Source organism: Oricola indica (genome assembly GCF_965227485.1).
Classification (GTDB): Bacteria; Pseudomonadota; Alphaproteobacteria; order Rhizobiales; family Rhizobiaceae; genus Oricola; species Oricola indica.
Window position 1 is genome coordinate 279,906 of sequence record NZ_OZ245747.1, and the last position, 26,523, is coordinate 306,428.

Annotated in this window: 30 protein-coding genes, 1 tRNA gene and 1 riboswitch; of the genes, 8 read left to right on the forward strand and 23 right to left on the reverse strand. The window is 59.2% G+C overall.

What is annotated here, in order from left to right:
- The 3 genes from ACQK2M_RS01435 (at position 1) to ACQK2M_RS01445 (ending at position 1,533) form a co-directional block, all read left to right on the forward strand.
- Positions 1-903, forward strand: a complete 903-nt coding sequence (locus ACQK2M_RS01435; RefSeq protein WP_223479521.1) for a c-type cytochrome — start codon at positions 1-3, stop codon at positions 901-903.
- Positions 904-944: 41 nt separating this feature from the next.
- Positions 945-1,073, forward strand: coding sequence for a multicopper oxidase domain-containing protein (locus ACQK2M_RS01440; protein WP_338018609.1), 129 nt, complete (start codon positions 945-947; stop codon positions 1,071-1,073).
- Positions 1,074-1,155: 82 nt separating this feature from the next.
- Positions 1,156-1,533, forward strand: coding sequence for a DUF411 domain-containing protein (locus ACQK2M_RS01445; RefSeq protein ID WP_338018607.1), 378 nt, complete (start codon positions 1,156-1,158; stop codon positions 1,531-1,533).
- A 125-nt stretch (positions 1,534-1,658) separates the two neighbouring features.
- Here the strand turns inward: ACQK2M_RS01445 and ACQK2M_RS01450 are convergent, their stop codons facing one another.
- On the reverse strand, positions 1,659-2,120 hold the full coding sequence (locus ACQK2M_RS01450; RefSeq protein ID WP_223479520.1) for a hypothetical protein: 462 nt from the start codon (positions 2,118-2,120) through the stop codon (positions 1,659-1,661).
- 270 nt (positions 2,121-2,390) lie between these two features.
- Here ACQK2M_RS01450 and ACQK2M_RS01455 point away from each other — a divergent pair.
- Positions 2,391-2,467, forward strand: a tRNA-Thr gene (locus ACQK2M_RS01455).
- 20 nt (positions 2,468-2,487) lie between these two features.
- Here the strand turns inward: ACQK2M_RS01455 and ACQK2M_RS01460 are convergent.
- The 16 genes from ACQK2M_RS01460 to ACQK2M_RS01535 form a co-directional block, all read right to left on the reverse strand.
- Positions 2,488-3,003, reverse strand: a complete 516-nt coding sequence (locus tag ACQK2M_RS01460; protein WP_223479519.1) for a cytochrome b — start codon at positions 3,001-3,003, stop codon at positions 2,488-2,490.
- Position 3,004: 1 nt separating this feature from the next.
- Complete coding sequence (locus ACQK2M_RS01465; RefSeq protein WP_223479518.1) at positions 3,005-3,679, reverse strand: CbtA family protein; 675 nt, start codon at positions 3,677-3,679, stop codon at positions 3,005-3,007.
- Between the two features lie 15 nt (positions 3,680-3,694).
- Positions 3,695-3,871 (reverse strand): CbtB domain-containing protein, encoded by a 177-nt coding sequence (locus tag ACQK2M_RS01470; protein ID WP_223479517.1) that lies wholly within the window; start codon positions 3,869-3,871, stop codon positions 3,695-3,697.
- A gap of 38 nt (positions 3,872-3,909) precedes the next feature.
- Positions 3,910-4,139, reverse strand: a riboswitch (cobalamin riboswitch).
- 77 nt (positions 4,140-4,216) lie between these two features.
- A complete protein-coding gene (locus tag ACQK2M_RS01475) occupies positions 4,217-6,442 on the reverse strand; it encodes a copper-transporting P-type ATPase (RefSeq protein ID WP_223479516.1) in 2,226 nt (741 codons plus the stop codon).
- A 20-nt stretch (positions 6,443-6,462) separates the two neighbouring features.
- The gene (locus ACQK2M_RS01480) at positions 6,463-6,888 is read right to left on the reverse strand and encodes a c-type cytochrome (protein ID WP_223479528.1); all 426 of its coding nucleotides are present in this window, start codon (positions 6,886-6,888) and stop codon (positions 6,463-6,465) included.
- A 2-nt stretch (positions 6,889-6,890) separates the two neighbouring features.
- Positions 6,891-7,808 (reverse strand): ribose-phosphate pyrophosphokinase, encoded by a 918-nt coding sequence (locus tag ACQK2M_RS01485; RefSeq protein WP_425416321.1) that lies wholly within the window; start codon positions 7,806-7,808, stop codon positions 6,891-6,893.
- A complete protein-coding gene (locus ACQK2M_RS01490) occupies positions 7,805-9,316 on the reverse strand; it encodes a thymidine phosphorylase family protein (RefSeq protein ID WP_425416322.1) in 1,512 nt (503 codons plus the stop codon). Before ACQK2M_RS01490 ends, ACQK2M_RS01485 begins: the two co-directional genes overlap by 4 nt.
- Positions 9,313-10,698 (reverse strand): MBL fold metallo-hydrolase RNA specificity domain-containing protein, encoded by a 1,386-nt coding sequence (locus tag ACQK2M_RS01495; RefSeq protein WP_425416323.1) that lies wholly within the window; start codon positions 10,696-10,698, stop codon positions 9,313-9,315. Before ACQK2M_RS01495 ends, ACQK2M_RS01490 begins: the two co-directional genes overlap by 4 nt.
- A 21-nt stretch (positions 10,699-10,719) precedes the next feature.
- A complete protein-coding gene (gene petA, locus ACQK2M_RS01500; RefSeq protein WP_223479513.1) occupies positions 10,720-11,262 on the reverse strand; it encodes a ubiquinol-cytochrome c reductase iron-sulfur subunit in 543 nt (180 codons plus the stop codon).
- 114 nt (positions 11,263-11,376) lie between these two features.
- Entirely contained in the window at positions 11,377-11,799 is a 423-nt protein-coding gene (locus tag ACQK2M_RS01505) for a c-type cytochrome (protein WP_223479512.1), read from the reverse strand.
- A gap of 87 nt (positions 11,800-11,886) precedes the next feature.
- Positions 11,887-12,948: a YncE family protein gene (locus tag ACQK2M_RS01510; RefSeq protein WP_223479511.1), complete on the reverse strand. Its 1,062-nt coding sequence runs from the start codon at positions 12,946-12,948 to the stop codon at positions 11,887-11,889.
- A gap of 26 nt (positions 12,949-12,974) precedes the next feature.
- The gene (locus ACQK2M_RS01515; RefSeq protein WP_223479510.1) at positions 12,975-13,298 is read right to left on the reverse strand and encodes a DUF5676 family membrane protein; all 324 of its coding nucleotides are present in this window, start codon (positions 13,296-13,298) and stop codon (positions 12,975-12,977) included.
- Positions 13,291-13,668: a YHS domain-containing protein gene (locus ACQK2M_RS01520; protein WP_425416324.1), complete on the reverse strand. Its 378-nt coding sequence runs from the start codon at positions 13,666-13,668 to the stop codon at positions 13,291-13,293. The genes ACQK2M_RS01515 and ACQK2M_RS01520 overlap by 8 nt, the downstream gene beginning before the upstream one ends.
- A 186-nt stretch (positions 13,669-13,854) precedes the next feature.
- Positions 13,855-14,220 carry a hypothetical protein gene (locus ACQK2M_RS01525; RefSeq protein ID WP_223479509.1) on the reverse strand — a complete coding sequence of 122 codons (366 nt, stop codon included), beginning with the start codon at positions 14,218-14,220 and terminating at the stop codon, positions 13,855-13,857.
- 129 nt (positions 14,221-14,349) lie between these two features.
- Complete coding sequence (cueR, locus tag ACQK2M_RS01530) at positions 14,350-14,787, reverse strand: Cu(I)-responsive transcriptional regulator (RefSeq protein ID WP_009452567.1); 438 nt, start codon at positions 14,785-14,787, stop codon at positions 14,350-14,352.
- Positions 14,788-14,801: 14 nt separating this feature from the next.
- A complete protein-coding gene (locus ACQK2M_RS01535) occupies positions 14,802-17,312 on the reverse strand; it encodes a heavy metal translocating P-type ATPase (protein ID WP_425416325.1) in 2,511 nt (836 codons plus the stop codon).
- A 162-nt stretch (positions 17,313-17,474) separates the two neighbouring features.
- On the opposite strand from ACQK2M_RS01535, the gene ACQK2M_RS01540 reads away from it, so the two are divergent.
- Both ACQK2M_RS01540 and ACQK2M_RS01545 read left to right on the forward strand, forming a co-directional pair.
- Entirely contained in the window at positions 17,475-17,678 is a 204-nt protein-coding gene (locus ACQK2M_RS01540) for a heavy-metal-associated domain-containing protein (protein WP_223479507.1), read from the forward strand.
- Between the two features lie 75 nt (positions 17,679-17,753).
- The gene (locus ACQK2M_RS01545) at positions 17,754-18,140 is read left to right on the forward strand and encodes a DUF302 domain-containing protein (RefSeq protein ID WP_223479506.1); all 387 of its coding nucleotides are present in this window, start codon (positions 17,754-17,756) and stop codon (positions 18,138-18,140) included.
- A 50-nt stretch (positions 18,141-18,190) separates the two neighbouring features.
- On the opposite strand, the gene ACQK2M_RS01550 is transcribed toward ACQK2M_RS01545, so the two are convergent.
- Together ACQK2M_RS01550 and ACQK2M_RS01555 are read right to left on the reverse strand one after the other, a co-directional pair.
- Positions 18,191-18,610, reverse strand: coding sequence for a hypothetical protein (locus ACQK2M_RS01550; RefSeq protein ID WP_425416326.1), 420 nt, complete (start codon positions 18,608-18,610; stop codon positions 18,191-18,193).
- Positions 18,611-18,665: 55 nt separating this feature from the next.
- Complete coding sequence (locus tag ACQK2M_RS01555; protein WP_223479504.1) at positions 18,666-18,950, reverse strand: hypothetical protein; 285 nt, start codon at positions 18,948-18,950, stop codon at positions 18,666-18,668.
- A gap of 917 nt (positions 18,951-19,867) precedes the next feature.
- Between ACQK2M_RS01555 and ACQK2M_RS01560 the strand changes: the two genes are divergently transcribed.
- A complete protein-coding gene (locus ACQK2M_RS01560) occupies positions 19,868-20,320 on the forward strand; it encodes a potassium channel family protein (protein WP_223479503.1) in 453 nt (150 codons plus the stop codon).
- Positions 20,321-20,331: 11 nt separating this feature from the next.
- On the opposite strand, the gene nhaA is transcribed toward ACQK2M_RS01560, so the two are convergent.
- From nhaA to ACQK2M_RS01580, 4 genes are all read right to left on the reverse strand, one after another.
- A complete protein-coding gene (nhaA, locus tag ACQK2M_RS01565) occupies positions 20,332-21,489 on the reverse strand; it encodes a Na+/H+ antiporter NhaA (protein ID WP_425416327.1) in 1,158 nt (385 codons plus the stop codon).
- Positions 21,486-22,811, reverse strand: a complete 1,326-nt coding sequence (locus tag ACQK2M_RS01570; RefSeq protein WP_223479501.1) for an APC family permease — start codon at positions 22,809-22,811, stop codon at positions 21,486-21,488. The genes nhaA and ACQK2M_RS01570 overlap by 4 nt, the downstream gene beginning before the upstream one ends.
- Positions 22,812-22,835: 24 nt before the next feature.
- Positions 22,836-23,927, reverse strand: coding sequence for a hypothetical protein (locus tag ACQK2M_RS01575; protein ID WP_425416328.1), 1,092 nt, complete (start codon positions 23,925-23,927; stop codon positions 22,836-22,838).
- A gap of 148 nt (positions 23,928-24,075) precedes the next feature.
- Positions 24,076-24,723, reverse strand: a complete 648-nt coding sequence (locus ACQK2M_RS01580) for a methyltransferase family protein (RefSeq protein WP_223479499.1) — start codon at positions 24,721-24,723, stop codon at positions 24,076-24,078.
- A gap of 174 nt (positions 24,724-24,897) precedes the next feature.
- Here ACQK2M_RS01580 and ACQK2M_RS01585 point away from each other — a divergent pair, with 174 nt between their 5' ends.
- On the forward strand, positions 24,898-26,517 hold the full coding sequence (locus ACQK2M_RS01585) for a Mu transposase C-terminal domain-containing protein (RefSeq protein ID WP_425416329.1): 1,620 nt from the start codon (positions 24,898-24,900) through the stop codon (positions 26,515-26,517).
- Positions 26,518-26,523 lie beyond the last annotated feature (6 nt).

Sequence of the window (26,523 nt, forward strand, 5' to 3'; positions counted from 1 at the left end):
ATGCGACGGATAGCCAAACTTGGAGCGCTCGCCGCCGTCCTTGCGGCGGCGGGCGCGGCCTCGCTTCACGCCTGGCCGATCGGCCGACCGGTCGCGCTAGAATCGATCGCGGGCGACGCGGCGCGCGGCGCGTATCTTGCGCGGATGTCGGGATGCATCGCCTGCCACACCAACGCGGAAAACGGAGGCGCGCCGCTGGCCGGCGGCGTGAAACTGCCGACGGATTTCGGCACGTTCCACTCGCCCAACCTCACCACCGACACCGTAAACGGGATAGGCGGCTGGTCGATCCAGGAATTCTCCAAGGCCGTCCGGCAGGGCGTCTCGCCGGACGGCGAACCCTACTACCCGGCTTTCCCCTACCCGTTCTATTCGCGGTTCTCCGACCAGGACATCGCCGATTTGTGGGCGGCGTTCCAAACGGTGCCTGCGGTCTCGGAATCCGCGCCTGGACAGGATCTCCGATTTCCGTTCAACTTCCGCCCGGCTCTGAAAGCCTGGCGGGCGATGTTCCTCGATACCGGGCCGCTCGAACCGCGCGAAGACAAGAGCGAGGCATGGAACCGGGGCCGCTTCATCGTACGCGGACCGGCGCATTGCGGAGCCTGTCACACGCCGCGCAATCTGCTGGGCGCTAGGCAGGCCGAGTTCGCCTTGCACGGGGCTGAGGGCTTGCCCGACGGCGGAAAGTCGCCGCCGATCACCAAGGCAAAGCTCGAAGAACGGGGTTGGACTGTCAGCAGTCTTGCCTACGCATTGCGCAGCGGCATCACCCCGGGCGGTGATGTCTTCGGCGGCTCGATGGGCGAGGTGGTGCGCGACGGAACGGCCTTCCTCTCCGATGACGACCTGCGTGCCATCGCGATCTATCTTCTCGACAAGGACGGGCCCAATGATCCCTAACCGACGCGAATTACTGCAGCAGGCGTTCGGCACAGCCGCGTATTTCGGTCTCGCTCGTCGCCGACAATCCCGGCAAGTGGCTCTATCATTGCCACATGCTGGAACATGCGGCCGCGGGCATGAACACCTGGTTTGAGGTCGGCCAGGGGGAAGAACCGCCGGCCCTCTGAACGGCGGTTCCTGCCGCGGGCTTCACTGCCGCGTGAAGCCCGCGGTCTGGTTTTCCAGGAAGGTTTTTGCTACCGAAATTCCATGCGTAAGATGCTCGCCGCACTCGCCGTTTTCGCCTATTCTCTGGCTCTTCTGCCAGGAGGATCTGTAGTGAAAATCCACGACATCGAAGACCTGTCAGCGATCAAGAAACAGGCGGGCGTGAGCGCCGAACTCGAGGCGTGCCACACCGCAGTGCTGGATGCCGGGCGGAAATACGTCGTCGAAGGGCACGTGCCACTAGAGGCCTTGGCCAAACTGGTCAGCACAGCCCCGGACATTCGCGGCATCGCAACGCCCGGAATGCCGGCTGGTTCACTCGGCATGGGAGACGATCCGAATGCGCGCTACGATGTTCTTGCCTTTTTCGGTACTGCAGCGGAAAGCCCGGCTGTTTTCTATGAAGCGGGAAAACCATGAGCAGCACGGCATAGACCATTCTGGTGCCCCAGCGTTTCAACGCCGGTGTAGGCAAGCCTCACAAGGCTTGCCTACACCGGCGCCCGTTCTCCCATTTTCCTTGGAAAGGTGTGCACACAAGGAGATTACTGACTCAGGGGCGCGCTGCGATTCGGCAACTGCCTTGCCGTGAACCAGAGCACGAGCGGCGGTATCACCAACCATTGGAGGAGCGGGCTCAGGCCGGTTCCAAAGGGCGGAACGAGCGGCATCAGGTCCGAATAGGTCCAGCGCATGCTGATCTGCGTGTAGTGGAATTCGAAACCAACCGTTAGAGTGATGCCAACGACCATGTAAACCAGCATATGCAGGGGCCTCGGCGCGACGAGCCAGTATCGCGACCGCGCCAGAGCGCTGGTGGCCCAGAAGGCCGTTAGCGCGAAGCCAACATCGCCGAAGGTCGCGGAGGTGCAGAGCTTAACGCCCTCCCAATGCGGCAAATCCGCCATGCCTGCATAGGTGGGCGCCTGCAAATATTCCCAGACGAAATGTAGGAGGAAGGAAAAGACCGCCACTCCGAATTCAGGCTGGTTCGCAATGCTGCGCATTTACAGTCTCCCTTGTCGATCGAGGAGCAGCACATAAACGTTCCAGTGCCGGAAAGGTCAATGAAAGCGAGTCCCTTGTTTGGCTAGACGCGGTTTCCGTCGCTCTGGTCTCGATTGAGCTCTTCACGGCTGACCCCAGCTCGCTTGTCAAACCTTGGCACGCTGAAGGGTGCCTAACTGATCGCGCAGCACTCTGCGCGCCTGTGAACCGCTAGTTTCTGAATGAAAACGGTTTATTCACGATTGGATACGAGGATTGACGCGGCGTCAGCCCTCGTAGCTCAATTTGGTAGAGCACCCGAATTGTAATCGGGAAGATGGAGGTTCGAATCCGACCGAGGGCCCCAAAAGCTTTGACCAACCGCAATTATCGAAACCGCGGGATCATCCGCCGGAGCACTCCGTCGCCGCGTATCAGATGATAGACGGCCGCGGCGATGTGGACAGACGCAAGTATCAGAATGACATCCCAGAGATACGCATGGAAAACCCTCGCGGGGCCCCAGAGATATGTCGTTACAAAGCCTGTAGCGGCTTGGAAAAACACTGCAAAATAGAGCCCACCGTGAACGATCGATGCCAGGCGTTCCGTCAACCGCGGCCGAATTTGCGGCCGCCGACGGTAGCTCGCATATGCCAACATGCGCCGAAGCGCCATGACTATGCCAATAACAATGCCGGCATAGATGTGAAGCGCGTGCTGCAAGAGATCGGCATCTGACGGCGGAAGAAGAGGATTGTGGGTTCGAGGGATTGCGCGCGACGTGTACCATTGCTCAAAAATCAGGATTACCACCAGCCAGTGCAGCAGGATCTGCAAGAGCGAATAAGGGCGCTTGGGCCTTTTCTCATTACAAGGGTCGGACAAGAGCTTACTCGGCATTCTAACCTGGCTCACTCGATCGGCCCTCGATCACGCGCGAGAGAAGCTGTCCAAGAACCGCGCCAAGAAACAGCCAGAACAGAGCCGAGGTGACGACGGTCGCGATGGCAAACTCTGCCGCGAGTTCTGCCGGAACGGCTGATTCACCTGCTGGGTTCTGCGGCGCACCGTATACGTGAGGTGCCACAATAAGCATTACGCCCGCTCCCATCCAGGAAACCGAATCCTTGAACGCGAAAATCAGTAGGCCTCCTCCAGTGAGCAAGACCGTGGCGATCCACCAGGCCTGTCTTGCGGTCAGATCGCCAGACGCCATACCGGGCAATTCAGGCGGAAGACCGAAGTTTGGGGCGAGAACGAAAACCGCGAACCCGCCCGCCCCCCAAAGCGCGCCATGCCGGAGCGACACCGGTTGGTCTAATATCAGAATGATAGCCGTCAAAATCAGTGCGAATGCAACACCGGTCACGAGATTCGAGAGCAACGTAAAAAACGTCCGCTGCAACCCTTCTTCGGGCGCCCAGACTTCGTCCTCGGTCTCAGCGTGTGACACCCCCTCTTCATAAGCTTCGGCTTGGAGGATCAACGGGATAACCCGCACTGATTGCGCCGCAGTCGCGAACACACCAGCGAGCAATCCCGCGACAAGCGCGGCCAGAATTACCCGGGTCAACATCTACGTCGTGGCGCCTTAGTGGCAGGGCGCGACGATTGCGTGGCGCGTGTCGTGGGCGCCGTTGTGCAGTGCGTCCGAATGAGCAAACGCAGCGAGATAAAGCAACGCCATGCCAAATATTGCAGCGAACAGCGCAGTCGTCAGACGTGCTGATGCCGAAACCGGCAGCGAAACAGATTGTGTTGCGAGCATGACAACCTCCGTGTTGCTCATTCAGTAACTTGAACGTCTCTCCGTCCGTTCACATGGCAGGTCTCCTGGCTCATGGCGGTTTTCCGGCGCTATCGCCTTCCCGGATGTCTCCAGTGGCGCTCCCGTTTTCGGGAGTTATGGCGCCGCGCCATTCTACAGTCGCGGGGTCGGCTGTGATTTGGATGCCCGGTCTGGGTCCACCCGTCACATTCCCTTTTCATCCCGCTTCGCGCTCGGCATCGCGGGAACCGTGTGAACAATTACCCTGACGTCACGCCGAAACCGAGTCAATAACGACAAGCTTGGCCGCGACCGATTTCCGACAAGACCAGGACAACGACTCCGTCAGGATCTCAAATCCAGTTGCCGCAGTCTGAGCGAATTGACGACAACAGAGATCGAAGAAGCGCTCATCGCGAAGGCGGCGAACATCGGACTAATCAGGATGCCGAAGAACGGGAAGAGAACGCCTGCAGCTACCGGAACGCCCAACGTATTGTAGATCAGGGCGAAAAACAGGTTCTGCCGTATGTTGCGCATGGTCCCGTGGGCCAGACGGCGGGCCCTGACGATCCCGTCGAGATTTCCTTTGACCAAGGTAAATCCAGCGCTTTCGATCGCGACATCGGCGCCGGTTCCCATCGCAATTCCCACGTCGGCCTGAGCCAGAGCCGGAGCGTCGTTCACGCCGTCGCCGGCCATCGCGACCTTGCGACCCTGCTGCTGCAATTCCTGGATGATGCGCGCCTTGTCTTCGGGAAGCACGTCGGCGCGGATCTCGTCAATGCCCAGGCGCGCAGCAACGGCTTTCGCCGTTCGTTCGTTATCTCCGGTCGCCATGATGATGCGGAATCCAAGTTCATGCAGAGCCTTCAGCGCGTCGGGGGTTGTTTCTTTTACCGGATCGGCGACGCATACGAGTCCGGCGACGCCATTGTCGACGACGACGAACATGACCGTCTCGCCTTCATCGCGGCGGCCATTGGCTTTTTCGGTCAAGTCCCCCGCCTCCAGGCCAAGCTCGCGGATCATCGCGAGATTGCCGAGCGCCACGGCTCTGCCATCCACTGTACCCTTGACGCCTTTGCCGGTAACGGCCTCGAAGTCGCCGGCCGCGGCCATCTCCACGCCTCGCTCTTCGGCTCCCCTTACGATGGCTTCGGCGAGCGGGTGTTCCGAACCCCGTTCAAGGGACGCCGCCAGACGCAGCACTTCGGTCTCGTCATGGCCGTTCTCCGCCAGGACCGCCACCAATCGCGGCTTGCCTTCGGTCAACGTGCCTGTCTTGTCGACGATTAGCGTATCAACTTTCTCGAACCTCTCGAGCGCCTCCGCATTCTTTATGAGCACGCCTGCTTGAGCTCCGCGTCCCGTTGCCGTCATGATCGACATTGGGGTGGCGAGACCGAGGGCGCAGGGACAGGCTATGATCAGTACCGCGACCGCGGCGATGAGCGCATATGAAAGGGCGGGTTCCGGGCCCCAAAACGCCCAGCCCAGGAAAGCAAGTACAGCGATAGCGATCACCGCCGGCACGAAATAGCCGGATACCTTGTCGGCATATTTCTGGATTGGCGCCCGGGACCGTTGTGCGTTGGCGACCATTTCGACGATCTGGCTCAGCATCGTGTCGGCGCCGACGCGTGTAGCTTCCATAATAAGGCTGCCAGTGCCGTTGATGGTTGCGCCCGTCACTGGATCGCCTGAAACTTTCTCGACCGGAACGGGTTCGCCGGTGATCATGCTTTCGTCGATCGATGAACGACCATCGACCACCACGCCATCCACGGGAACCTTGTCGCCGGGACGCACGCGAATGCGGTCGCCAACCCCAACATGTTCGAGCGGAATTTCCTCTTCCGTGCCGTCGTCGCGTATCACGCGGGCCGTCTTTGCCGCCATATCGAGGAGTGCCCGGATCGCCTTGCCGGTACCCTCACGAGCGCGCAGTTCCATCACCTGCCCGAGGAGCACCAAGGTGACGATGACGGCTGCGGCTTCGAAATAAACGCCCACATGACCTTCTGGATCTCGGAAGCCATCGGGGAAAATACCTGGAAACAGCACGGCGACGACACTGAATGTCCATGCCGCCATGACGCCCATCGCGATCAGACTAAACATGTTCAGATTCATCGTGCGGAAGGAGTTCCAGCCGCGGACAAGGAACGGCCAACCCGACCAGAGAACGACCGGCGTGCCGAGCACAAGTTCGATCCACAAGGTTGCTCGTTCTCCGAAGATCTCCCGAACGCCGGAAAGACCGACGAAGGGACCCATGGTCAGGATCAGGAGAGGAATACTCAGGACCGCGCCAATCCATAAGCGCCGAGTGAAATCGACAAGTTCGGGATTCGGCCCCTCTTCAACCATAGTTGCCGATTCCAGTTCCAGCCCCATGCCGCATATCGGGCAAGATCCGGAATGCGTCCGGCGCACTTGAGGGTGCATTGGGCAGGTATAGACGGGTCCGCTATATCCAGCCGGAACTTCGTCATACTGGCCTTGGCCGGCCGAAGAGGTGCCTTCGGCGTCCGCCGTGTGATAATGGTGCTCGTGCTGGGAGGTCATCGCAATCGCTCCTTGTCGTGTCACATGTTGTGCGGTTTGAACGTTATACCGTTGGCGACCTGCAACTCGCGAACATATTGGACGATCTTCGCCACCTCGTCCGGCGTGACCTGCTCCTGCTTCGGCATATTGCCGTATGGCCAGTGATGCTGGACCACACCATTCATGGCTGCCAGATAGAACGCATCATCCGAGTGATGTCCCGGATTGTAAATGTCGTGGATCAGCGGAGGCCCTTTGTCCGTTCCGGATGCACGATCGCCATGGCAACTGGCACAGTTGTTGTTGAAGAGTATCTGACCAACGCTTGCTTCACTCGACAGTTCCGGCATCGATACGGCCACAATCGCTGTTTCGGGTTCACCCCGGAAAAATTTCGAGAGTAGGACGGCCGCTCCGAGCGCAAAGAATCCGAGAACAAATATCTTCGGGAGGTTCAATTTCATTTTCAATTCTTGTCTCCGTGCTTTCTGATTTGGAAATTCGAAAGTTCGCCTATGGCGGATGCCAACGGACCGGCGATCGAAATCGCGTTCGATCGATGCGCGATTGAATTGGTACTCACCAATGACGCCACGCCGGCATCGAGCAGTTCCTCGTAGGCATTTCCGGCAAAAACCGGATGGATAATCACGCATATAGCGGGTGGAAGACCGAGTTCCCGGAGATGTCCGGCTGTCTCGATCATCGTTCTGCCCGACGACACGATGTCGTCCACGATCACCGGCGTCCCTTTTTCGGCTTGCGAGAAATCTGGAATGCTTATCGAAACATCGCGATCACCGCGTCGCGTCTTTTCGAGTATCTGGTAAGGCGCGTCGATCCGTGCCGCTATGCTTGCGACCCACTGTTTGCTCTCCGAATCCGGTCCGATGAGGACCGGCCGAGTTACATTCTGCTTGATCCAGTCGGCGATCAGCGGGGCGGTCGCTACAGTCCTGGTAGAAATCTCGAAGAGCCGGGACAGATCGGGATTGCGGTGCAGATGCGGGTCGGCGGTAACCAGCCAATCGACGCCTTCCTCGAGGAAACGCGCGAAGAGAGGCGCACTGACTGCCTCGCCCGGATGGAACCTCCTGTCCTGGCGCATATAGGCGAGATAGGGTGCAACGAGGCCGAGTAAACGCACTCCGAATTCTCGCGCGGTCATGACAACGAACCGCAATGGCAGCGCGATCCGGTCCGGATGCCTTAAAGATGCGACGAGGATAACGTCTCGCCCCTTCACGGCCTCGTCGATCGATACCAGGGACTCGCCATCGGGAAAGCGGTGCCAGACGAGTCGTCCGGTTTCAGCTCCGATGCAATTCGCAATTTCGCGGGCCAGATCGCGATCATCGGGAAAGGACAGAAGGAGGGGCTTCATTCCTCGTCCCTCACCTCGACGATACCGTCATGGGCGGCCGCAAACTCCAAGGCATAGTCGAGCGCACCTGGCGTATTCGCGCAGATTTCAAACAGCCTGTCGCCGATGTCGACCCGATCTCCTACCTTTAGACGGCAAAACACTCCCGCTTCGGCGTTCGATGGGGCACCTGCGAGTTTGGCGACTTTTGTCAACCGGCGATTGTCGATGCTCGCGACCTTCCCGGTCGTGCTTGCCGGGAACGGAAATCTATACGCGGCGGCACCGGGTTCCCGAAAACCTCCCTGCGCGTCGCAGATGGCGATGAACTTTGCCAGGGCCTCGCCGCTGTCAAGCAACTGATGCGCGCGCATTTTTCCGGTACCGTTTCCGTCGGGTGCCATATCCAGGAGCGCCCCCGCCAACAGAACGGCGCGCTCGCGAAGGTCGCTTGGCGCGAACGGCTCGCCGCGCAGCACGGCCAACACATCGCGCGCCTCGAGGGCCGGGCCAATACCGAATCCGACCGGCTGTATGCCATCTGTCCTGACCACGCGAAGTTGCAGCCCAAGCACTTCCGCCGTCGCGGCCAACCGGCCGGAAAGCGCGCTCGCGCTACTGTCCGTGCGAATCTTCGCCGTCGGTCCGACCGGAATGTCGATCAGTACGTGACTCGATCCGGCAGCCGCCTTCTTCGACAAGACGCTGGCGACAAGCTGTCCCGCGCTGTCGAAATCGAGCGGGCGTTCGACCCGAACAAGGACGTCGTCGGCGGGACTCAGTCGGACATGTCCGCCCCAGACGACGCAGCCGCCTTCCTTCTCGACGACCTTGCGCATGGCGGCGAGGTTGAGGCTCACCGGCGCCATGGTTTCCATCGTGTCGGCAGTACCCGCCGGAGACGTGATGGCGCGCGACGAGGTCTTGGGGATTCGTTTTCCCGCCGCAGCTATTATCGCCACAACGATTGGCGTCGTGCGGTTGCCCGGCAATCCGCCGACACAATGTTTGTCGAGGACATAGCCGGCGCCCCAATCGATGCGCTCGCCAACCGCCAGCATCGCTTTCGTCAAGGCGATGGTCTCGTCGAGGTCGAGGCGATCCCCCGCGCACGCCGTGACGAACGCCGCCAATTCGAGATCGGAGAGATTGCCGGCCAATGCATCGCGGATGATTGAGAGGAAGTCGTCCTGTATCAGTTTTATACCGAACACCTTCGCGCGCAGCGCCGAAGCGGATTGCGGAGGGTCGGGATGCGTGAACGCCGCGGTTGCGTTTTCGGAAGGTGCCAAGGCCTTCCAGGCCGCTTCCGACAGAAGCGCGGTGCCGTGCGGGATCCAATCCTCGTCATGAACAACGTTGAGGGTCGCAACGACGGACCGAGCGCCGCAGGCTATCCTGACACGTGTCAAAGCGGAGAATCCCTCCGAGGAACAGACGTGACAATCCGAACGCATAAATACAATCGGTTGCTGATAAGTATCAACGCGCGCCCTAAGAATGCGAAGAACGTTGTGGCTCTGGTTCATTTCGGATGGTCCAGACTGATCCGTTCAAGATGTTCCGGTGCGCGTACGTGCCAGCCCAACTCATGCTCGATGCGCCAGCGCAACGCATCTGCCGCATCCGGTTCTCCATGCGTAAGATAGGTCATCGCCGGAGGACGGGCTGCGCCAGTCAGCCAGGTCATGATTTCGTCGACATCGGCGTGACCGGAAAAACTCTCCATTTGCACCACCTCCGCATTGATCTCGACTTCGCGACCGAACATGCGCAGGGTCCTGGCTCCGCCGACGAGCGCCGCGCCACGCGTGCCGCCAGCCTGATAACCGGAGAGCAGAATGGCATTCTTCGGGTCGGTGCCGAAGCTGGCGAGGTGATGCAACACCCTACCTCCACTCAGCATTCCGCTTGCAGAGATTATGATCATCGGCCCCCTGCGCGTGTTTAGCTCCTTGGATTCCGCTACGGAGCGTACGCGTTCGGCAAGCCTAAACATTGCAACGCAGTCGTCCCAGGTGACGTGATGCTCTTCGTGATGATTGTGATAGATTTCGGTCGCATCGACGGCCATGGGACTGTTCAAATAGACCGGCAAATAAGGAATTTCGCCGCGTTTCCGCAGCCGCGCGATGTGATACATCACACCCTGCGCACGGCCGATCGCGAAAGCCGGAATTAGGATTACGCCGCCGCGGGAGCAGACACGGTTGATGACCGGCGCCAATTCCGCTTTCGGATCAATGTTGGCGTGCTTTCGGTTGCCGTAGGTCGACTCGCAGATGAGGACGTCGACTTCGCGCAACGACCGAGGTGCGCGCATTAGCGGATCGGAGTTGCGCCCGAGATCGCCGCTGAAATGAATAGAACGGCCATCGATCTCAATCCGGATCTGCGCTGCGCCGAGCAAATGGCCTGCAGGCACGAATTCCGCCGTTATCCCGTTTCCGAGGTCGAAGCGGCGATCAAATTCCTTCGCCTCCAGGCTATCAACAGCGCTTTCCGCGTCCTTCAACGTGTAGAGCGGCCTCGGATCGGCATGCTTCGAATAGCGTTTGCGCTTGGCATACTTTGCATCTTCTTCTTGAAGGTGACCGCTGTCTGGCAGCAGGAGCCCGCAAAGTTCCACCGTCGATTCCGTACAATAAACCGGCCCCTCGAACCCGTCGCGCACTAGCGCCGGCAGATATCCCGAGTGATCGAGATGCGCATGTGTCAGGAGTACCGCATCGATCGAACCGGGGCGGACGGGGAACGGCAGCCAATTGCGCCGGCGCAGTTGTTTGAACCCTTGGAACAAACCGCAATCGATCAGGATTCGCCGTCCGTTCGCTTCGAGAAGGTATCGCGATCCGGTTACTGTTCCGGTTGCACCGAGAAATCGCAAAGCATTTGCGGGAGATTTTGTCACTTTGTCTCCTCCTCTCTCAGATCAGCCGATAACGACGCTCTCGCCGTCCATAAGCTCGTAGGGCGGAACGACGAGGTTCTTGGGTGCAGGGCCCCGCCTTACACGCCCGGACGTGTCGTATTGTGAACCGTGGCACGGGCAGTACCAGCCACCCCAATTGCCCCTTGGATCGGAATCCTTCTGCCCGAGTGGGATGCAGCCGAGATGCGTGCACACCCCAACCACGATCAGCCACTCGGGATTCTGCACACGATCTGCATCGCTTTGAGGATCGATAAGATCAGCATCGTCGTCAGCGACTGCCGCATCGATTTGAGCTTTCGTCCGTCTGTCGACAAACACAGGACGGCCACGCCACATGACCGTCACTCGCTGGCCGACCTCAATGTCGCCCAACGGGATTTCGACCGTTGCGAGGCTTCGTACACTTGCCGAGGGATTCATGCTGTCGATAAACGGCCAGGCGAACGCCCCTACTCCCACGACTACCATCGCCCCTGTTGCAACGTAAATGAAATCGCGTTTGGTAACCGACTTGTCGGCATCTGAGACTATTGCGGACATATTATTGCTCCTTGCGCTTTGGACGGAGTTCACGCCGGATTGTCCGGCGTTCCCTCTCGCTCCTGTTTCAAGGTCCGCATGGCGGACTACGCACCGCCACCGCCGCGATGGCGTCTACTCGTCATCGGATTCGTGCATCAGATCCTCGATACGCTCGGGAATGTCCTCTTCGGAGAATTCGGCCTGAACGTCGGCATCGTGGACAAACGCAATGATGTCGGCCAGTTCGCTACCGTCGAGCTCGATCGGCGCACCGAGTTCGTCACGCTGCATTGCGACCATCGCCTCTGCACCCCGCCACATGCGCGCGGCAAATTCGAACGGATTCATCGGTAGGGGCATCGCCGACGCATCAAGGGCCGGAGCGTCCTCGCCGCCGACGCCGTTTATCGAATGGCACACAACGCATCCCTTGCTCGCGAACAGCTGCTTGCCTCGTATCGGATTCATTTGAGGATTCATCAAACCCGGGCTCACCATACCGTCGTCCATCATGCCGCTTTCCTGGCCCAACGAAGCGGTCACCAGGCCGAACATGATCGCTCCACCGAGAAGGGCTGAAGTCATGGCGTTTGAAGTTGCATATCTGTACATGACAGTCTCCTTTCGTTTTTCCGGCTGCTCTTAGGGGAGCACCACCATTTCGTGACCTTCACCTGAAACAGCGATCTCGCCCGTTACTGCGAGGTTTTCCTGGTCGACGATCCAGACCTTGGGCTCTTCGCGACTTGAGACGTAGAGGCTGTTCGTCCCGGCTATTGTCGTCAGGTGATAGGGGGCGGGAGCTAAGGCTGCGAATTTTGCTTTGCCGCTGCTCAGGTCAATAGCGGCAATCTTGTCGTCGCGCTTGCCGCTAACGAATAGCGTCCCATCATCGTCCGACAGATCAAGCCCATGGATTTCGCCACCGACATCCAGAGACCGGGAAATGTTCCCGTCCGAGATGATGACCTCGTGGACCTTGCCGGCATAGGCATCGGCGACATAGAGCCGCTTGCCATCGTGCGACATGACAACATGCTCCGGCGCCTCGCCGGAAAGGATATTGCGCTTGACGAACGTCTTGTCGACGTCAACCTCACTAGTGGTTCCGCTGTCGGCGTTCGTAACGAATACCGATCTACCATCGCGCGCAAACACGGCATAGTTTGGGCTCGTTCCAGTCGGCACGAACGCTTTGAATGCCAAGGTGTCGAGATCGATGATACTGATCCCGTCTGTGGTCGGATGTGTCACTGCGGCGTAGCGGCCGTCCGGAGACATAGCCACGTGATGGACGGCGCCGGGAACCTCAATCCGGCGCACTACCGCGCCGGTCTTTGCTTCGACTATCGTCAGAATGCTTACTCCGGCATCTTTGGGCATGACACTCGCCGCCCTAGGGGCGTGATGCGCTTGGTGTTCGTCTTGCGATACGCCTTCCGGTTTCGCCGGCGCCTCTGCTTCTTCTTTCGCCACCTCGGAATAGCTGCCCGCAACGATGTAACGTGCGCCTGGTGCTCCGGCCAGACCGTGGACAGCCTCAAAACCTGGCCAGCGCGCCTCGACCGAACCGGTGTCGGCATCCACAACAAGGATTTCTCCAGCGCTCCCCTCTGGAATGTAGACGGTGGTCGCGAATGTCGGCACGGTTCCGAGCAAAGTCAGAGTTGCTGTCGCTAACGCGAATTTCATTTCTGTTTTCATTTTGGTCTCCATTAATATGGCCGTGTTCAACGGAACCTGCGTGCCGCAAAGTAGTTGAAGAGAGGGCCGAAAATCAGCGCGACATACCAGCCGTAGGCAAATGCCTCGACCAGACCGAGCAGGAAGCTCGGGACACTCAACCAGGTGAATCCGGGAAGAAGTTTCAGCCATGTCTGGTACATCGCCATTCCCGGAAAGATGAGGTCAAAGCCGACGCACAGGACGAACGTGATCGCCAGAAACAAGCCAAGGCTCATGCCGAAAGCGATGACCGGAATACGCGGTGTGTTCGACGCCTGCGGAGCCACCCTGATCGCATAGCCCGGACTGGAGTTGCGTGAGTCAGCCATGAACGGCCCCCCCTGTCTCCAAGGTCGCAGATTCCTGATTTAGATATGTATCAGGTGCCGCCTCAAAGCGTTCGCGGCATTCTCGCGAGCAGAAGTAGAACACGTGCCCGTCATGCACTGCGGACTTCGCCGCATTCGTATGGACTGTGATCCCGCACACGGGATCAATGGCACTTTCAGGCGCAATCCAGCGCAGATCAGTATTGCTACCTCCCTCCGACTGCTTTGTTCGAGAGTTGTGGCCATGTCCCATTACATGAGCGCCACAGCCAAACCGCATCATGAGCAGGATCAGTCCGGCCCAGACGAGAAAATATATTATTGCTTCCATTATCCGCTCCTTATGCATCGCCCGCACGGGCTGTTGCATTTTCGGCTTTGTCCGAACCGACAGGGGCGACGAATGCGAACTGCGTCCTGCATTTCAGCGGGCGCTATCGCAGATCCGACGGGGCAAGGCAGACTTTTGAGCTATTGCGGAAAGAGCCGCAGTGGCGCTCAGTATTCGCTCACGCGGGTTGGCGCCATCGTCAGCCGGACAGGGTTACCCTATGTTTCAGGCAGACTTTGGAGGGGGAGATGGAAACGACAGGAACAGCCGATCGGGAAGAAGTTTTGTAATAAAGTGCTGACGCTGACGACCTGCGTCAATGCCAGAAAATCCGGCCAGGAGAACAGCCGGTAACAGGCAATGACTGGCCGTACTGCATACCTTGGAATTAGCAGGTACAACGCGATTGCCATCGGAACCATCATATGAATGGCTCACGCTGATGACCGCGTGCAAACCAGTGTCAATGTTCTCGCTAAATTGGTGGAATAACGGCGCGAGGACGTAGAACATTGCTATCATCGCCCACAATACCGACCGCGAACGCGGCAGCGCTCTCAATCGGGCTTCTCTTTGGGCTTTGACGGTCATTTCATAACCTACTTTTTTTCAGCTTACTCGCAAAAACGAAGCGATCCTTGATCTCTATCAACGCGACCCTGACCTACCGTTTTCCGACCGGTGAAGGCTTTTAAATGTCGGCCTCCATTGGAGGTGGATTTAGTGGCTGCAATTACCTGCTGGCTTTTTCAATTGGTCGCTTGCAGGTCGATCTCCATGGCCAAGATCATTAAGTATCGGGCAGTCCGGACGATGGTCACCCGCACAAGCATTGACGAGTTCAGCGAGAGTGGCCCGCATGGAACGGAGCTGCGCGATCTTTTCGTCGATCCGCGCCAAATGGTCTTCGGCGATATGCTTCACGGCAGCGCTCTCCCGTCCATCATCCTCATAGAGAGCCAGCAGGTTCCGACAATCCTCGATCGTGAAGCCCAATGCACGGGCGCGGCCGAGAAACGCCAGCTTGTGCAGATCCTTGTCTTGGAAACTGCGATAGCCGTTTTCGCCCCTTAGCGGCCGGATGAGGCCGATGTCCTCATAGTAGCGTATCGTCTTCGCGGGCAGGCCTGAAATTCGTGAGACATCACCAATATTCATCGTCAGTTTCCTTCTCATTCGGCCGGCGCCGGCACGAGTCGCGCCGGAGTTGGGTGGGCCGAAGCCCTTTCATCCATTGCCGGAGCGATCCGCCGCAACCGCAACGCGTTCGTCAGCACAAAGACAGAAGATAGTCCCATAGCGCCTGCTGCCAAAATGGGTGACAGAAGCACACCGAACGTCGGATATAGTACGCCGGCCGCGACCGGGATCAGGGCAGTGTTGTATCCGAACGCCCAGAAAAGATTCTCGCGGATATTGCGCATCGTCCGGCGGGAAACCTCGAATGCGTTGACCACGCCGCGAAGGTCGCCTGACATCAGTACGACGTCGGCGGATTCGATGGCGACGTCAGTCCCGGTTCCGATTGCGATCCCGACATCGGCATGGGCGAGCGCTGGCGCGTCGTTTATGCCATCGCCGACAAAAGCGATCCTTTGGCCCTTGCTGCGTAGTTCGTCGAGCGCAGCGACCTTACCGTCGGGAAGAACTCTGGCGATCACATGATCGATTCCGGTTTCCCTTGCGATGGCTTCGGCGGTCTCCGGCTTGTCGCCCGTGATCATAGCCACTTTCAATCCGAGCTTGTGCAACTCCTGTATGGCCGCAGCGCTTGCGGATTTCACTGGATCCGCCACGCCGAATACCGCCGCCACCTTTCCATCAATCGCGGCGTAGAGGGCAGTGTGACCGCGCCTGGCCAGTTGCGCTTCCTCGGCGGCCAGAGCACCCAGGTCCAGGCCCTTGCGCTGCATCAGCCGGTCGGCGCCAACCAGAACCTCGGTCGTTCCGACGCGGGCGCGAACCCCGTAACCCGTCATGGAGTTGAATTCCGACACCTCATGACGCGCTGCTCCTTCACGACGCGCGCCGCGAACGATCGCTTCGGCAATGGGGTGTTCCGACTGCTCTTCGACCATGGCGACGCGGGCCAGCACATCGGCGCGGTCGAATCCTTCGGCCACGATCACGTCGACGAGTTCCGGACGACCTTCGGTGAGAGTGCCGGTCTTGTCGAATGCGACCACGTCGACCGAACTGAGGATCTGCAATGCGTCGCCCTTGCGGAACAGAACACCCATCTCGGCCGCGCGTCCGGTGCCGACCATGATCGACGTTGGCGTGGCAAGACCCATCGCACAGGGGCATGCGATGATGAGGACAGACACGCCTGCCACCAGCGCAAGGGTCAGCGCCGGCTCGGGGCCGAAGATCAGCCAAATCAAGACCGTCAATGCAGCGATCGCCATGACCGCAGGAACGAACCAGAGCGTGATCCGGTCGACGAGGCCTTGGATCGGCAACTTCGCACCCTGCGCTTCTTCTACCATACGAATGATCTGGGAAAGGGTCGTATCGGCGCCCACACGCGTTGCCCGGAAGCGGAAGCTTCCAGCCCCGTTGACCGTGCCGCCGGTTACCGGACCTCCAGTTGCCTTGGTGACTGGTACCGGCTCCCCGGTGATCATGCTCTCATCGACGTGGCTCTCGCCTTCCACGAGTTCGCCGTCTACGGCAATCCGCTCGCCCGGGCGCACAAGGAGAACATCGCCAAGTCGTATTTCCTCGATGGGTACTTCGACCGGCTCACCATCGCGCAGAACGCGCGCGGTTCTCACCTGAAGGCCAAGAAGCTTCTGGATGGCTGCGCCGGTACGGCCCTTTGCCCGCGCCTCCAGGAACCGTCCCAACAGGATCAGCACCACGATCACCGCTGCGGCTTCGAAATAAACCGCGCGAACGGCATCCGGAAGAAGCCAGGGCAGGAATGTCGCAATGACGGAGTAAATGTAGGCCGCGCCAGTTCCGACCGCGACGAGGCTGTTCATGTCCGGGGCCCCCTTGATGAGAGATGGGATACCTTTGAGGTAGAACACCCTCCCCGGTCCGAGCAGCACGGCTGTGGTTAGCAGGAACTGGATAATCCAGCTGGTCTGATGACCGATCGTGCCTCCGATGAATGCGTGCATTCCAGGAATCACATGGCTGCCCATCTCCATCACGAACACAGGCAAGGCAAGAACAGCCGCCAACATGGTGCGGCGCTTGATCTCTCTGGCTTCTTCCTCCTTGCGGGCCACACGGTCGCTTGAACTGGAAGCTTCGGCGATTTCCGCCGGATAACCGATTTCGGCCGCCGCCGCGATGAATTCGGCGGGGCCGGTCGCCCCTTCAAGATATGTGACAGTAGCGGTTTCGGATGCCAGATTCACGTTGACATCGAGAACACCCGGCACGGCGGCGATCGCGTGATCCACCCGTCCGACACAGGATGCACATGACATCGATTCGATGTTCAGCGTGACGCTTGCCCGCCGTGCCGGATAACCGAGTTCGTCCAGCTTGTTGGCGGCCTCAGCAAGCCGATCCGGGTCTTCTATCGTCAACCTGGCCGTTTCGTTTGCCAGATTGACTGAAACATCGCGGACACCTTCGATTCCAGAAAGCGCGCGGTCGACCCGTCCCACACAGGACGCGCACGACATGCCTTCGATGGAAAGCGAAACAGACTGATTGCCGTTCATCGACGTCTCCAATTCAGAATTGTTTCACGGAAAATAATTGTTCCAGTCACTGGAAGGTCAAGGGTAGGGATGCGATTTTTTTATAACCAGCCAAGTTCGCTTGACCCTCCAGTTGGTGGAACCTCTATCTTCCAGCCATCCAAGACCTGTGGAGACCAAAAAATGAAATTCAGCGTTCCCGAAATGAGCTGCGGTCATTGCGTCGCGGCGATCGAAAAGACCGTGAAAAGCGCCGATCCTGATGTGGAAATTGCCTGCGATCTGGCGAGCAAGACCGTGGAGATCAACAGCGACTTGCCGGCCTCGGATATCAAGGTCGCTATCAAGGACGCGGGCTACGATTCCGAGCTTCTCGAGGTAGCTTAAGACGCTCATTTGGCCTGAACCACACGCAAACGTCCGTCCCGCCGGTCCCGGTCACAGTCAACGTGAGGATATGAAATGAAATACACCTACGACCGTCTTCTTCCCAACGTGCCAATCGACGAGGCAGATGCCCGTACGCGTGACGCGCTCAAGGAACAAGGATTCGGCGTACTTACCGAAATCGATGTCAAGGAAACGATGAAGAAGAAGATTGGTGCCGAGATGGACGGTTATCGCATTCTCGGTGCATGCAACCCGAACATGGCCCACAAGGCCATCGGTCTGGAGCCTCGGATCGGTGCGATGCTTCCATGTAACGTAATCCTGCGCGCCGTCGAAGGCGGGACAGAACTAAGCGCCATCGATCCCGTTGCCTCGATGGCAGCGGTCGACAACGCTGGCCTTCACGCTGTCGCAGCAGATGTGCGTGACATGCTGAAGAAAGCGATCGATCTGGCCTGATCTCAACGCAATCAGGACAAAAGCAAGGATTCCGGCGTGACGACGGACTATCAGAAAAACAGCATATCGCTGACTGGCGCAGTTTCGATGGGGACCGGAGTGATGATCGGTGCCGGTATCTTCGCGTTGACCGGCCAGGTCGCCGAACTTGCGGGCACCTGGTTTCCTTTGTTGTTCCTCGTCGGCGCGGTTGTCAGCCAAACAACCGCGTCCGGATTGTCCATGAAGCAACGGTAAATGATCCAGGCCGCATCGCCGACCAGTTCGATGGCATAGTCACGTTCCACGCCACGTTCGATGGCGGACCGAATGGCGGCGATGATCAGCGCTCCATTCAGAAGCCGGAGCCGCGCACCCGCGCTGCTTGCGTACGGGATTTCGGTCGTGTGCCCCTCGAACCGGGCCCATGTGTCTGTTGTGTCTGTGAGGAGTGCGCGGATTTCGGCCCGGGTGAAACGGCCCTTTGCCATCTCGCCGCGCGCACGACCGGGCGGAACGCTGGGCGGGACAGGCGCTGGCCGCGGGTCACTTCAGCCAGTGCGGCCGGAAGGTCCGCCCCCGCTCGGTGAATGTCATACAACCAAGGACGGCGCCGCCCAAGGCGGACATAGCGATGCCATTGAGCATGAACAGAAAGCCCGCGCCTTGGGCACCGAAATAGCCGAAGGTCAGATCAAGCCTCAGGCACAGCGTGTTGCAAAACAGCCCCAGCATCACCGTTGCCGGCAGCACTGTCAGCCCAACCGCACACCAGCCATCCACACGGCCCAGAAGACCAAACACCACGACCGCGCCGAATGCACCGCCCATTCCAACGCCGCAATAGACCGGGGTCCACATAGCCTTGTTGAACCAGCTGCCCTCGGGGAAAAGGTAGAAGCCTCAGACGAGGAGGACCACAGCCTCGCCAAGGATCGAGAAGAGGAGCGCCAGTTTCAGTGGCCGAGCAGCACCAGTCGCGTCCGCGGTGAAGCCCTGCTCCATGGCGAAACTCATTCCTAGTCTCCCTTGTGTTCGGCCATGTCGCGCAAGAGGAGGACGATCCGCGACGCGGTGCGGCGACGCGGGCTTCGGACATCTCGCTCCAGGTTGCTGCAAACCAGCGGTCGCCGCCCTCGAGCAGCCTGAAGGTGGTGTCGAGAAGCAGATCCTGCGGCAAATCGGTTCGCACCGCACCTAGCGCCTGGCCCCGCAGTATCAGCGCTTCGAGCCACCGACGCATCTGGCCTGCCAGTATCTCGAGCGCAGGGTGTGCCGTGCCGGCGGCGCGGGCGCTGATCGCGCTCCAGTTCAGGGCCGCCAGGACGTGGTCTGTCAACTGGCACTGCAGAAACGCCCTATACACGGCCTCCCACATCGCCCAATATTCCAAGCTCGTAGCCGGCAGTGCGCCGGGCGCCATGGCGGCAACCAGGTCGTCAAGCGCCCGTTGCGTCACGGCGGCATAGAGATCGTACTTGCCTTCGAAGTAATGGTGGAAGGACGATTTGCTCATCCGGGCTGCCGCGATTTATCGAGGCGCCGGACAGGCCATGCGTCGCGATCTCCGCCGCCGCGGCATCAAGGATTGCCGCCTGTTTCTCCGACGTGACGTTCTGGAATCGCTCCATCGGGGCCATGATCGAAAAACTGTACCTAGAGTCCAAAGATTGCCGATGCTAATTTGATTAGACGCATCGGGACGCCACCCATATTGCGGTCAACAGTATCAATACACGGATCGTAAGTTGTTAATTTCGATAGCTATTTCCGCCGCGCTCTTCGTCACCACAGCCTATCTGCATCTGGCATCCCTGCGCTTCTGCTCAGGTCGCATGGCGTCTGTTCCGATGCGGTCGCATACACGCGTGCTGTCCATCGTGAGCCTGCTGTTCGTCACGCATCTGTTTCAGATCGGGCTATTCGCGGGCGGCTTCTGGATTGCGGGGGCGTGGTTCGGGATCGGTGACTTCGAGGGGTCTGACATGGCACACCCGCTCGACTACCTATATTTCTCGACCGTCATGTACACATCGCTCGGGATCGGAGATATCGTCCCGACCGGTCATCTGCGGTTTCTTGCCGGTGTCGAGGCCCTCAACGGGCTCTTGCTGATTGCCTGGTCAGCATCCTTCCTTTTTTCAACGATGAACCGTCTGTGGGACTGGCAGCCTTGCGTCGAGCCAGAGGACGAGGAGTGAGGCATCCGTTGCTAGCGCCCGACCGATCGGCGGAGATTGAACGAGAGGATGCCGAGTAAGGCGGCGATAGCTGAACTGCTCACAACGGCGAGTTTTGCCGTTGCGGCAATCGGGGCTGCATCGAATGCCGCGCCGACGATGAACAGGCTCATAGTGAAGCCGACACCAGCCAGCAGTGCGACCCCGAATAAGTCTCGCAGCGAAGTGTCAGGAGGAAGTGTTCCGATGCGCAAGCGAAGCGCCAGAAGCGTTCCGCCGAGAATTCCCAAAGGCTTTCCGACAATCAAAGCAATTGCAATGCCGATTGCCACAGACCATGCCTGTGGGTCAGCGGGAACAAAATCCAGCACGATGCCACCATTGAAGAAGGTAAAGACCGGCACGACAAAGAACAGAGCAAACGGCGAAATGCGCTGCTCGGCGCGCGCGGCTGCTTTTGACGGAAACGATGAAAGCGGCAGGGAAAACCCGACAATTGCACCTGCAACGGCTCCTTCGAGGCCGGTCATGATCAGTCCTGCCCAGAGAACGCAGCCGAAGAAAAGGTAAGGCACGAGCGAGGCCTTTCGGGTTCGATTGAGCAGAAGCAGGCCTGCCGAACCGCCAGCCACAATCCAAAGCGGCAAGAGCTGATCCAACTCTCCGTAGAACAGAGCGATAACAGCCACCGACCCAAGGTCATCGAATATAGCTGCAGCCGTAGCAAATGCGACGATCGCAGGGCCAACCTGACCCGAACATAGCGAAAGGACACCAAGGACCAAAACGATGTCCGTCGCAATCGGAATCGCCCACCCACGAAGGGCGATAGTCTCTCCGGCATTAAGACCAAGATAGATGGCTGCCGGCACGATCATGCCGCCGACTGCCGCACTTGCCGGAAGCACGGCCGCGCCGGGTTCGGACAGCGTACCTCGGGTCAACTCATTATTTGTGTGGATGCCAATCAGAAAGAAGAAGACCGTCAGAAGGCCCTGATTGATCCACTCGATCAGGGGGGCTTCGATTGCCCACGCGACCGGTCCCACTCGCAGAGGCAGATGGTGAATAAGCGCGTAGGTATCCGCCAGCGGCGAATTCGCGGCCACCAAACCTAGAGCAAGGCCGACGAGCATTGCAAGGCCCGCTCGCCGCCCATCGCGAACCGATTGTGTGACATGATCCGTCAACTGTGGGCGGACCCATTTTGAAGTGCCAGCCAGCGCGAAAGGTAGGCGCGTTCGAACAGAAACACGCTGAGGATCGCCAGGGCCGCATAGGCGACGATGGCCGAATCGCTCTGCAGCTTCATCGCGGTAAACGCGACGAGAACAATCGCGTCCACCCCGAACGCCACCAGAAGCACGACGCCAGAGGCGCAGATTTCCGCCCGCCGGAAACGCCAGACACCCCAATGCACAACCATATCCATGATAAGGTAGAAGAACGCGCCGAGCGACGCGATGCGGCTCAGATCGAAGAATACGGCAAGGAAGGAAGCGATGACCACCGTATAGACCAGCGTATGCCGCTGGATCGGACCGGACATACCGAAATGGCGATGCGGGATCATCTTCATTTCCGTCAACATGGCAAGCATCCTCGAGACGGCAAAAACGCTGGCCAGCACGGCCGAGGCCGTCGCCACGACGGCCAACAAGACCGTCAGCAGGAAGCCCGCCTGACCCAGCGCCGGTTCCGCCGCCTCGGCCAGCGAATAGTCCTTGGCGGCGATGATCTCGTCGATGGTCAGGCTGGACCCAACGCCGAAGGCCACAAGAAGATAGACGACTACGCACAGCGCAATCGAAATCATGATCGCGCGCCCCACGTTGCGGTTCGGGTCGGTGATCTCGGCACCGCTGTTGGTAATCGTTGTGAACCCCTTGAACGCGAGAATGGCAAGCGCGACCGAGGCAACGAACCCCATTACGCCAAAATCGACCGCGTCCCGCGACGCCGCGGCGAAGCCGAAGCCGCTCGACCACAGGGCGGCTACCCCGAAAAGCGCGATGCCGCCAATCTTGATTGCGGCCATGCCCATCGAGAACAGCCCGATCGACCGGTTGCCCGCGATGTTCACGAGGAAGGCAAAAAGGATCACTCCAACAGCCAAGATGGGCACAAGCGGCCCGCCCTCGATGTCGAAGGCGCGCAAGAGGTACGTGGCGAAAGTCCGGGCGACCAGGCTCTCGGCGATCACCATGCTGAGCGCCATCAGAAGCGCCGCCCCCGCCGCAACCGCCCCCGGTCCGTAGCACTTCTGCAGGATCATCCCGATACCCCCTGCCGAGGGCCAGGCGTTGGACATCTTGATGTAGCTGTAGGAACTGAACCCGGTCACGATCGCGCCGATGATAAAGGCAATGGGAAAGAGCGGCCCGGCAAGCTCGGCGATCTGCCCGGTCAAGGCAAAGATTCCCGCGCCGATCATGACGCCGGTCCCCATGGCAACCGCGCCGCCCAGCGTGATGGAATTCTTCTTGTAGTTGTCGCCGTCCTCGTGATTCATTGCGGGCCTCGTCATTCTTTTTTCTCAGTTCGGGTTTTGCCGAGTGATAGTGTTGATGCTCAATGTTTCAGGAAAGTGGCGAGCCAGGCCGCGCACTGCTTGCGCTAGATCCAAGTGGTCAACGATGGAATTGCCCCCTTCCTGCCCAGCATCGCTGGAACATATTGACTCAACTGTCAGCAATATCATTGAGGCCGTCAAATCGGCCTGATCGCCGCCTTCGAAAAGGTGCGACGCAATCTCCTTGCCATCGCGATCAAACGCAACGGCCGCAATACGTGTTCTGGTGGGCCCGATTTGAGGCAGCCACCGGGACAGCCTTGTCAATCTTATGGAATGCCTTGCCATCCACCGTCCGAACCCGAGCCGTTGTGTTGCCGCAATAAGGCGCGTGACGAGGCGCGGATCGACGGCCAGGTAGTGTCGAACCGACTCCTCGCGCCCGTCGGGAAAAATACCGGCGTCGGGAAACCCTATGTCGAGCGCCATTCGCGGTGTCTCTGTAGGCGCGAACTTGAACCTCCACGGGTTCGTGCCAGGAAATGTGGCCCGGCCGGTAGCCGGGTCGTCATAGGGTTTACCAAGGGCTCGAAAGAACCACTCAGCCGCCGCCTGCCCGAAGTGGCGGCCCATCCCCAGCTCAAGCCCGATTCGGAGCGTTCGCACCCGCCCGTCCCTTGCCAGATCTGCCCCCATCAACGTGCTGAGACCAGGAGCAGTCCCCACGCCTGTGATGAGACGCCCGGTTTTCCCGACCGCGACCCGGTTCTGGTCATCAACATAGTCTGGCGACGCGGACGTATCGAGAACTATGCCGCCCCTGGCGAGGATTGTCGCAACCAGTTCTGGAGGCGTTGCCTCCGTGAGATTGACGAAAATGGCGCCCTCGGGAAGAGAATTGGCCGCTTCGGGACTGGCCACGTCAAGGGTGATCGCGGCGACGTTTGGATGCGTCGTATCAACAGCCGGGCCCCGCCTCGAAACAGACCAAATCTTCCATTCTGCGTGGGCTGCGAGGAGCCGAATGAGCCGCTGACCGACATCCCCGGATCCACCGAGGATCACAAGATTTCCGGTTCCGATCGCCTGCGTGGTTTCGGCGCTCTTAATTCGCAAATCCGTAGTCCAATCCCGATGCCAAACTCATTCACCGATCAAGATGCAGGCTGACGCCCGGACGCTAGCGAAAATGGAGATTGCTTCGGTTCCCCGAGAGGAAACAAGCTCGGTTGCGCCTCGCAGGAACGGGACAGGACTATCGCGTTCACTGCGTGGCAACCTTGCGCAATCGAGGCACAAATGCCGGAACATCTTCCGCATATCTCTCCCAGGCCTCGCCAAATCGAGCCTGGCTATCCGCCTCCTCGCTTTTTGCAAGGCGTGCGTACATCCAAACGAGAACCGGGAACATCGCAAGCGTTAGGAGAGTCGGCCACTGCACGAGGAATCCGGCCATTATGAGAACGAAGCCCAGATATTGTGGATGCCGTATCCGGGCGTAGGGACCCGTGACGGCCAGTCTCCCGGCCCGCTGTGCGCTCCAGAGATGGTGCCAGGCCACCGATATCAACCAGAAACCTCCACCGATCAGCGCGAAGCTCAGGAAATGGAACGGTCCGAAATGTGGGTTCGACCTCCAGCCAAACATCATCTCCGGTAGATGCCCGCTGTCATGCGCGAACCAGTCGATCTCCGGCCAGTTGGATTGAAGCCAACCTGAGAGGAAGAAGATCGTCAGCGGAAAACCATACATCTCGACAAAGAGTGCGACGATGAAGGCACTGAAGGCACCGAAGCTGCGCCAGTCGCGCGATGTCTGCGGCTTGAAAAAGCTAAAAGCGAATAGAATGAAGACCGCCGAATTGATGACCACAAGCAGCCACAGGCCGTAAGAGGAACCGGTGTCGGTCATAACCTGTCATCTCCTGTGACTTTACATTAAACCTCAAGAATCAGTTTACAATGATATCAAGGCTTTGCGCGGGCACTTAATTTGATAATTAGCAGTTAATTGTGATAATCATTACTTGATTTTGGCACTTAATGCGAGAATGATCGATCTCATATTCTTGCGCCGAGAGCCGCGATGCCCGAGCCGTTTGCCGAAGAAATCGACGACACAGACTGGGATGATGCCTGCCGTAAGGCAGATGTGATCCGCGAGTTTCTGCGTCGAGTGTCCGGTCCCACTACGACAGCGCAGATACGAGACCTTGCCGACGATCTTCGGCTAAGCCAAGCATCAGCGTATCGGCTGCTGAAGCTATTCCGAGCAGGCGGGACCGTTCTGTCTCTTGTGGGGCGCAAGCCCGGTCGGCGCACCGGTCACCGGATGCTCGACGACGCACGCGAGGAAATCATCGGGGCCGAGATCAAGCGTTTTTACCTGAAGAAGAACCGCCCATCCGTATCAGCTCTGGTGCGTGAGGTGAACGCGAGTTGTCGCGCGGCAGGCTTAGCGCCACCTCATCGGAGAACAATCGTCGCACGCATTGAAGACGTCGATATTGGCAAGCGTGCCAAGGCGCGCGGAGAACCGAAGATCGAGAAATCGACGATCGCCGTTCCGGGCAAGTTCGAAGTTTCCAGACCGCTGCAGGTCGTCCAGATCGACCACACCAAGGCAGACATCTTCGTCGTTGATGAAGAGGATCGTCGACCGCTCGGGCGCCCGTGGCTGACATTGGCCATGGATGTCTGCAGCAGGATGGTCACCGGCTTCTACCTCACCATGGCGGCGCCATCTCGGCTATCGACAAGCCTTTGCTTGCTGCATTCGGTCTTTGACAAATCTGCGTGGCTTCGCGAACGCGAGATAGCAGACCCCTGGCCCGTTGCTGGCCTTCCGGATCGGCTCCATGTGGATAATGGCCGCGACTTCCGTAGCCGCGCATTCCAGCGCGGCTGCGAGGATGCCGGTATCGCGATTGACTGGCGGCCTCCCGGCGAGCCCCGCTTTGGGGGCCACATCGAGCGCCTGATCGGCACACAGATGGGCAAGCTTCACCTGCTCCCCGGCACGACATTCAGCAATCCTGACGAACTGGGCGAGTACAATTCTCGTCGACATTCGGCATTCACGCTGCGCGAACTCGAGCGCTACATCGCTCTCGACATTCTCGGCGACTACCATCAATCGATCCACACCAGTCTCAAACGACCCCCGATCGCTGTATGGCGCGAGCATGAAGGTACAATCCCGCTACGGCTTCCACAGGACCGAATGCATTTCTGGCTCACCTTCCTGCCCGAAGACGAGCGGACGCTGCGACCAAACGGCATCCACATCTTTGGATTGCGGTACTGGTCCGCCGCCTTAGCTGCGGATGTTGGACGGACCGGCAAGCGGCGGCTGTTGATCAAATATGACCCGCGAGATCTGTCGCGCATATTTGTCCGGCGTCTGTCGGGCAACTTCGTGGAGGCCCGATATGCCGACATCACCTTGCCTTCGATCACGCTCGCTGAAGCCAAGTCGTCGCGAGAATGGCTGTTGGCGAAGGGAAAACGCGAAATCGATATGGGAACAATCGTTCGTACCGCCATGGCTCGGCGCCAATTGGTGGAAGACGCGAAGCGGATGACGGCTAGAGTGCGGCACGGCAAAGCAGTCGGCCGCAAGCCAAGCGTGGAAGATCGCGAATGGGGCTCGCTTCGCGGCGTCGACTCCAGCAAACCCGTACCCTTTGTCGAGGATACGGATTGAGCTGAC

Excerpts from the sequence above, each read along its gene's own strand:
- ACQK2M_RS01435 (WP_223479521.1), top strand. The coding sequence starts at position 1 with ATGCGACGGATAGCCAAACTTGGAGCGCTCGCCGCCGTCCTTGCGGCG.
- ACQK2M_RS01585 (WP_425416329.1), top strand. The coding sequence starts at position 24,898 with ATGCCCGAGCCGTTTGCCGAAGAAATCGACGACACAGACTGGGATGAT.
- ACQK2M_RS01505 (WP_223479512.1), bottom strand. The coding sequence starts at position 11,799 with ATGTTCGGCCTGGTGACCGCTTCGTTGGGCCAGGAAAGCGGCATGATG.
- ACQK2M_RS01445 (WP_338018607.1), top strand. The coding sequence starts at position 1,156 with ATGCGTAAGATGCTCGCCGCACTCGCCGTTTTCGCCTATTCTCTGGCT.
- ACQK2M_RS01460 (WP_223479519.1), bottom strand. The coding sequence starts at position 3,003 with ATGCCGAGTAAGCTCTTGTCCGACCCTTGTAATGAGAAAAGGCCCAAG.
- ACQK2M_RS01520 (WP_425416324.1), bottom strand. The coding sequence starts at position 13,668 with ATGCAACAGCCCGTGCGGGCGATGCATAAGGAGCGGATAATGGAAGCA.
- ACQK2M_RS01545 (WP_223479506.1), top strand. The coding sequence starts at position 17,754 with ATGAAATACACCTACGACCGTCTTCTTCCCAACGTGCCAATCGACGAG.
- ACQK2M_RS01485 (WP_425416321.1), bottom strand. The coding sequence starts at position 7,808 with ATGAAGCCCCTCCTTCTGTCCTTTCCCGATGATCGCGATCTGGCCCGC.
- ACQK2M_RS01465 (WP_223479518.1), bottom strand. The coding sequence starts at position 3,679 with ATGTTGACCCGGGTAATTCTGGCCGCGCTTGTCGCGGGATTGCTCGCT.
- ACQK2M_RS01470 (WP_223479517.1), bottom strand. The coding sequence starts at position 3,871 with ATGCTCGCAACACAATCTGTTTCGCTGCCGGTTTCGGCATCAGCACGT.
- ACQK2M_RS01475 (WP_223479516.1), bottom strand. The coding sequence starts at position 6,442 with ATGACCTCCCAGCACGAGCACCATTATCACACGGCGGACGCCGAAGGC.
- ACQK2M_RS01550 (WP_425416326.1), bottom strand. The coding sequence starts at position 18,610 with ATGGCAAAGGGCCGTTTCACCCGGGCCGAAATCCGCGCACTCCTCACA.
- ACQK2M_RS01535 (WP_425416325.1), bottom strand. The coding sequence starts at position 17,312 with ATGAACGGCAATCAGTCTGTTTCGCTTTCCATCGAAGGCATGTCGTGC.
- ACQK2M_RS01450 (WP_223479520.1), bottom strand. The coding sequence starts at position 2,120 with ATGCGCAGCATTGCGAACCAGCCTGAATTCGGAGTGGCGGTCTTTTCC.
- ACQK2M_RS01515 (WP_223479510.1), bottom strand. The coding sequence starts at position 13,298 with ATGGCTGACTCACGCAACTCCAGTCCGGGCTATGCGATCAGGGTGGCT.
- petA (WP_223479513.1), bottom strand. The coding sequence starts at position 11,262 with ATGTCCGCAATAGTCTCAGATGCCGACAAGTCGGTTACCAAACGCGAT.
- ACQK2M_RS01580 (WP_223479499.1), bottom strand. The coding sequence starts at position 24,723 with ATGACCGACACCGGTTCCTCTTACGGCCTGTGGCTGCTTGTGGTCATC.
- cueR (WP_009452567.1), bottom strand. The coding sequence starts at position 14,787 with ATGAATATTGGTGATGTCTCACGAATTTCAGGCCTGCCCGCGAAGACG.
- ACQK2M_RS01570 (WP_223479501.1), bottom strand. The coding sequence starts at position 22,811 with ATGAATCACGAGGACGGCGACAACTACAAGAAGAATTCCATCACGCTG.
- ACQK2M_RS01510 (WP_223479511.1), bottom strand. The coding sequence starts at position 12,948 with ATGAAAACAGAAATGAAATTCGCGTTAGCGACAGCAACTCTGACTTTG.
- ACQK2M_RS01525 (WP_223479509.1), bottom strand. The coding sequence starts at position 14,220 with ATGACCGTCAAAGCCCAAAGAGAAGCCCGATTGAGAGCGCTGCCGCGT.
- ACQK2M_RS01490 (WP_425416322.1), bottom strand. The coding sequence starts at position 9,316 with ATGAACCAGAGCCACAACGTTCTTCGCATTCTTAGGGCGCGCGTTGAT.
- ACQK2M_RS01480 (WP_223479528.1), bottom strand. The coding sequence starts at position 6,888 with ATGAAATTGAACCTCCCGAAGATATTTGTTCTCGGATTCTTTGCGCTC.
- ACQK2M_RS01540 (WP_223479507.1), top strand. The coding sequence starts at position 17,475 with ATGAAATTCAGCGTTCCCGAAATGAGCTGCGGTCATTGCGTCGCGGCG.
- ACQK2M_RS01555 (WP_223479504.1), bottom strand. The coding sequence starts at position 18,950 with ATGGGCGGTGCATTCGGCGCGGTCGTGGTGTTTGGTCTTCTGGGCCGT.